Source organism: Arthrobacter sp. Cr_A7, assembly GCF_029222765.1.
Taxonomy (GTDB): domain Bacteria; phylum Actinomycetota; class Actinomycetes; order Actinomycetales; family Micrococcaceae; genus Arthrobacter.
This window is the reverse complement of sequence record NZ_JARHXQ010000166.1, coordinates 1-5,366: the sequence shown is the minus strand read 5'-3', so window position 1 is coordinate 5,366 and position 5,366 is coordinate 1. Positions and strand designations below refer to the sequence as shown.

Here is a 5,366-nt window from a genome sequence, read left to right as displayed (position 1 = left end):
CAGCGGAAGGCGCCGAGGCCGGTGATGTGCTGGCCGAGGATCAGGGTGTGGACTTCGTCGGTGCCCTCATAGGTTCGCACCGACTCCAGGTTGGCGGCGTGCCTCAGCGGCGGGTAGTCCAGTGTGATGCCGTTGCCGCCGAGGATGGAGCGGGCTTCGCGGGCGATGGCCAACGCCTCCCGGACGTTGTTCAGTTTCCCCAGCGAGATCTGCTCGGGCCTCAGCGTTCCCGCGTCCTTGAGCCGTCCGAGGTGCAATGCCAGCAGCGTGCCCTTCTGGATCTCCACCAGCATGTTGACCAGCTTCTCCTGGGTCAGCTGGTACCCGGCCAGCGGTTTGCCGAACTGCAGCCGCTCCTGTGAGTACGCCAGTGCCGCCTGGTAGGAATCCCGCGCAGCCCCCATCGCGCCCCAGGCGATGCCGTACCGTGCCTCGTTCAGGCAGGTGAGCGGAGCGCGCAGGCCACGGGCGGCCGGCAGCAGGGCCTCGGGTCCCAGCCGGACGCCGTCGAACACCACATCGCATTGGATGGAGGCCCGCATGGACAATTTCTGCGTGATGGGAGTGGCCGTCACGCCCGGGGTGCCGGCGGGGACCAGGAAGCCGCGAACGCCGTCGTCGGTCCTGGCCCACACCACCATGACGCCCGCCACTGACGCCAGCCCGATCCAACGCTTGGCGCCGTCCAGCACCCAGCCTGCCTGGTCTCCGGCGCCGTCACGGCGGGCGACGGTGGTCATGGAGGAGGGGTCGGAACCGGCCGTCGGTTCGGTCAGGGCAAAACATCCAATGACTTCGCCGGCCGCCATCCGGGGCAGCCATTCCTGTTTCTGCACCTCGGAACCCCACTTGTGGATGGCAGTCATGGCCAGGGAACCCTGCACCGAAACGAACGTGCGGATCCCGGAATCGCCCGCCTCCAGTTCCATCGCAGCCAAGCCGTATTCGACGGCGGACCTCCCGGGGCACCCATAGCCCTGCAGGTGCATCCCCAGGACGCCCAGCCGGCCAAGTTCAGGGGCAAGCTCCAGCGGGAACACGGCGGCGTCGTACCAGGCGGCGATCCCTGGCCGGATCCGCTGGTCCGTGAAGTCGCGGATCTTCTGGCGCACGGCCCGTTCTTGCGGGGTCAGGAGTACATCCAGGTCCAGGACATCGGACGGGTCGGGGCTGGCTGATAGGTCGGCTGCGTCGGTTATCAGGGGCCTATGCCGTGGTCGCGGCGGACGCCACGGCTGTGGGCTTGCCCGTGAAGTAGCCGCGGGTGGAGGGCAGGAACCGGCAGACGACGGCCAGCACCACACCCAGCGCCAGCAACACCACGCCGCTGATGAACGCCCCGCCGACACCGAAGATCTCGGTATCGCCGTAGGCCGGGTCCCACATCTGCACGGCCGAGACAAAGAACGCGCCTGTCAGGAGCAGCGCGCCGACCAGCGGCAGGATCCCGCGGAACCAGAGGTTACGGGCCGACTCGCGCAGGGTGCCCCGGAAGTACCAGAAGCAGGCGAAACCGGTGAGGGCGTAGTAGAAGGCGATGAAGAGGCTGATGGAGCTGATGGAATCCGCGAGCAGGTTTTCGCTGAGGAAGCTCATGGCCACGTAGTAGGCGATGGCTGCCGCGCCCATCACCTGCGTGGAAAAGCCGGGAGTCTGGTTCCGTGGATGGACCCTGCCGAACCTGGCAGGCAGGGCACCATGGACGCCCATCGACAGCGTTCCGCGGGCGGTGGGCAGGATGGTGGTCTGCGTGGAAGACAGGACCGATGCCAGGACAGCGACGACGATCAGCCACCCCCAGGGGCCGAGCACGACGTCCTTCATGGCCACGAACACGTCGTCCTGGTTGGCCTCGTTGCCCAGGCCGATTCCCTCGCTGCCCACGGTGGCGTACATCATCACCAGCAGGGCCACCGACACGTAGATGGCAACCAGGACAAAGGCCGAGATGACGGCACCGCGGCCCGGTGTGACGGACGGGTTCTCCGTTTCCTCGTTCACGGCCAGGCAGGTATCCCAGCCCCAGTAGATGAAGAGGGCCAGGAGCGCCCCGTGCACCACCGCCCCGGGATCGGCGAAGGCACCGGCCGGGTTGAACCATTCAAGGTCGAACGCCTGCCCTTCCGGCGCCCCGCCGACGGTCCGGACCACGATGGCCAGCGCGAAAATTCCCAGGGCGATGTATTGCACGTAAGTCAGTACCCGCTGGACGTGCTCGCCCAGCCTGATGCCGCGATAGTTGACCAGGGTCATCACGGCGATGAACAGCACGCCGGTGGCGGTGACCAGGACCTTGTTTTCCGCCAGCGACCCGTCGCCGACCAGAAGCCAGAGGTACTGGCCGGCCACCTGCGCGAGGTTGGCCAGGACCACGATGCCGGCGAGCGCCACACCCCAGCCGCCCAGCCAGCCGGCCCAGGGCCCGAAGGCGCGGCGGGACCAGGTGAAGGTGGTGCCGCAGTCCGGGATGGCGCTGTTCAGCTCGCGGAAGGCGTAGGCGATGAACAGGACAGGGATGAAACCGATGAGCAGGATCAGCGGAGTGTAGTTCCCGTTCACCGCCACGATGAGGCCCAGCGTGGCGGCAAGCGAGTACACCGGCGCCGTGGAGGCCAGGCCCAGCATGACGGAGTCACCAAGGTCCAGGATTCCGGCGCGCAGTCCCTTGGCGGGGACCGGGGTGCCGGGCGCCCCGCCCTGGCCGCCCGCCGTCGTGGTGTCTGTGCTCATAGTTGGATACCTGCTTTGCTGGAGGAGGCCGCAGCCGAAAGGGGGGCCGGCGCGTCGATGGTGTTGGGCACGAAGCGGCAGAAGTAGTCGGTGACGGGGCCGTCGGATTCGCGGATGCCGCAGCCTACGGATTCGCCGTCCACCACCCACAGGCCCAGGACGGGATGGTTGCCGTCGAAGTCCGGCAGAGCGTGGTACTGCTGGTAGCACCAGCCCTCGCGGCCGTACCCGCCCGGCTGTTCCAGGCTGATGCCTTCGGCGTGGATCCTGATGTTGTCGCCTTCACGGCCGTGCAGTGGCTTGGCCACCCATTCCTTCAGCAGCCCCGGCTCGTTAAGGTAAGCGGGCAGCAGATTGGGGTGCTCCGGGTACAGGTGCCAGAGGGCGGCCAGGAGGGCCTTGTTGGAGAGCAGCATCTTCCAGGCAGGCTCCACCCAGCGGGGGTTGTGCGCGCGTTCCAGCAGCCGGTGCCCGAACGGCTCCTTCATCATCAGCTCCCACGGGTACAGCTTGAAGATGGTGCTGATCATGAAGTTGTCCAGGTCCACGAAACGGTTGAGGTTGGGGTCCCAGCCGATATCGGACATGTTGATGCCGATGGTGGTCCATCCGGCCTGGCTGGCGACATCCCGCATGTAGGCTGCGGTCATCCAGTCTTCACCGGATTCCTCCACCTCCGAGTGCGCCACGTGGAGGGTGCTCATGCCGGTGCGGTACTGGAACTTCTTCCACTGCCGGATCAGGGCTTCATGGATGCCGTTCCACTGGTCCTTTTCCGGGAAGACGTCCTGCAGCCAGAACCACTGCGCCACGGCGGCCTCGATCAGGCCGGTGGGGGTGTCCGCGTTGTATTCGAGCATCTTTGCCGGGCCGCCCTGCCCGTCATAGATGAAGTCGAACCGGCCATAGACGTCCACGTCGCCGGCCTGCAGGGATTCAGCGGCCAGCTCCAATGCCTGCGGACCGATGCCGATGGTGCCCATGGCTCCGGTGGCAAGGAATTTTGCCGCCTCGATGCACATCCGGTGCATCTCTTCGGCTGTCTCCTCGAGGGCTTCCACCTCGTCCATCGTGAACTCGTAATAGGCGGATTCGTTCCAGTATTCGATCTTCCGTCCGTCATCCATGGTGGTTGTGGAGAAAACCAGGCCCTGCTCTTCAATCTTCTGTTTCCAGCCCGGCCGGGGTTCAGAGGGCAACCGCTTCACGCTCAGCCCCCCGAGACTTTGCCGCCGCCGCCACCGCTGGTGCCGCTTTTGGCGCTGGTGCCGAAGCCGCCCCTGCTGACGGTGCCGCCCTGGGTGGTGTAGCCCGTTGAGGCTTTCACGCCGCTGGGCACGGTCCGGGTGTAGTTGGGAGCCGTGGACCGGTTCTGTCCCACTGCCGGAACGTAGGCGCCTCGGGAGAAGAAGTACCAGGCGTAGATGCCGCCGGTCCTCCCTGCAGAACTGTCGCAGCTGGCATCCTCGACGCGCTCGCCGGTTTCATCGTTGAAGCACACCTGCGCGTACTCGGGTTCGTCCTGGTTGCTGGCAACCACTGCGGTGATGGTGCCGGCCAGCAGGGCGGTCACGCCAAGGCCGACGACGACGGTGCGCCGCTGGGAGCGCTTCTTCCGGGCCGCCGCGTCGTTGAGCTGCTTCTCCCTGTCCCGGGCAAACGGGTCCACGGGGGTGACGGGTTCGTTGAGCAGTTCCGGGCGGAGTTCCGGTTTGGGTACCTGCCATGGGGGAGGCTTGGGGCTGCTGCCCCCGCCGGCGCCCTGGGCGCTGCCCGGCTCGCGCTCCGGATCCTTCGGATCCCCGGTGTTCGGGTCCACGGTGTCCCCCTCTGTTGTCCACGGAAATTGGGCACAGCGCTGCACCCCCAAATGCAAATCTTCAATTCAGCGTAGTCCTTGCCGGCCGGGGCTGCGAGCGGGAACCAGGGGAGCGTTGCCCATCCGGTCCGGCACGGGTCCGGGACCCTACACTGGAGCCATGGAAACCGCGTCCGTGCTTGCCGTCTGCCGTGTCCACCAACTCCTGCCCGACGCCTCGAACGTGGGCGTGACGGCGATTGACAAGCGACCCGTCGAAGGGCCAATCAAGGTGCACCGGCTGGGCCTGCAGGGAGACATCCAGGCAAACCGGGTCCACCACGGCGGCCCGGACCAGGCCATCTACGCCTATTCCCAGGCCGACGCCGACTATTGGGCCGCCGAGCTCCAGGGTGACGTGCCGCCGGGCATCTTCGGCGAGAACCTCCGGGTAACAGGCATCGACGCCACTTCCGCCGTGATCGGAGAGCGCTGGAAGATCGGGCTCGACGTCGAACTGGAAGTCACGTCCCCCCGCACCCCCTGCGCCACCTTCCAACGGCGGCTGGGGGAGCGCGGATTCGTCAAACGCTTCACCGATGAGGGCAGGGTGGGCGCCTACCTCCGGGTGATCCGCACCGGAACCATCCAGGCCGGCGACCATATCCACCGGACCTTCGTTCCCCGGCACGGCGTCACGATTGGCCGGTGGTTCAGCGAGCCGGACGTGGAGGCCATGGAAGCGCTCAAGGATGCGGACGCCGACGGCGAGATCCGCCTGCAGCAGCCGGAATTCACCAAGAAGTTCGAGGCGCTCCAGCGGCAGCTCCGCGGCTAG

Annotated in this window: 5 protein-coding genes; 1 reads left to right on the top strand and 4 read right to left on the bottom strand. The window is 66.8% G+C overall.

Going from position 1 to position 5,366, the window contains the following annotated elements; genetic code table 11:
• From P2Q66_RS10355 to P2Q66_RS10340, 4 genes are all read right to left on the bottom strand, one after another.
• A partial coding sequence (locus P2Q66_RS10355; RefSeq protein WP_275727796.1) for an acyl-CoA dehydrogenase family protein occupies positions 1-1,199 on the bottom strand: 1,199 nt, incomplete at its 3' end.
• Positions 1,200-1,206: 7 nt separating this feature from the next.
• Positions 1,207-2,730, bottom strand: a complete 1,524-nt coding sequence (locus tag P2Q66_RS10350) for an APC family permease (protein ID WP_275727795.1) — start codon at positions 2,728-2,730, stop codon at positions 1,207-1,209.
• Positions 2,727-3,938 (bottom strand): glutathionylspermidine synthase family protein, encoded by a 1,212-nt coding sequence (locus P2Q66_RS10345; protein ID WP_275727794.1) that lies wholly within the window; start codon positions 3,936-3,938, stop codon positions 2,727-2,729. Before P2Q66_RS10345 ends, P2Q66_RS10350 begins: the two co-directional genes overlap by 4 nt.
• A gap of 2 nt (positions 3,939-3,940) precedes the next feature.
• On the bottom strand, positions 3,941-4,549 hold the full coding sequence (locus tag P2Q66_RS10340) for a Tat pathway signal protein (RefSeq protein WP_275727792.1): 609 nt from the start codon (positions 4,547-4,549) through the stop codon (positions 3,941-3,943).
• Between the two features lie 160 nt (positions 4,550-4,709).
• Here P2Q66_RS10340 and P2Q66_RS10335 point away from each other — a divergent pair, with 160 nt between their 5' ends.
• Complete coding sequence (locus P2Q66_RS10335; protein WP_275727791.1) at positions 4,710-5,366, top strand: MOSC domain-containing protein; 657 nt, start codon at positions 4,710-4,712, stop codon at positions 5,364-5,366.

Excerpts from the sequence above, each read along its gene's own strand:
- P2Q66_RS10350 (WP_275727795.1), bottom strand. The coding sequence starts at position 2,730 with ATGAGCACAGACACCACGACGGCGGGCGGCCAGGGCGGGGCGCCCGGC.
- P2Q66_RS10335 (WP_275727791.1), top strand. The coding sequence starts at position 4,710 with ATGGAAACCGCGTCCGTGCTTGCCGTCTGCCGTGTCCACCAACTCCTG.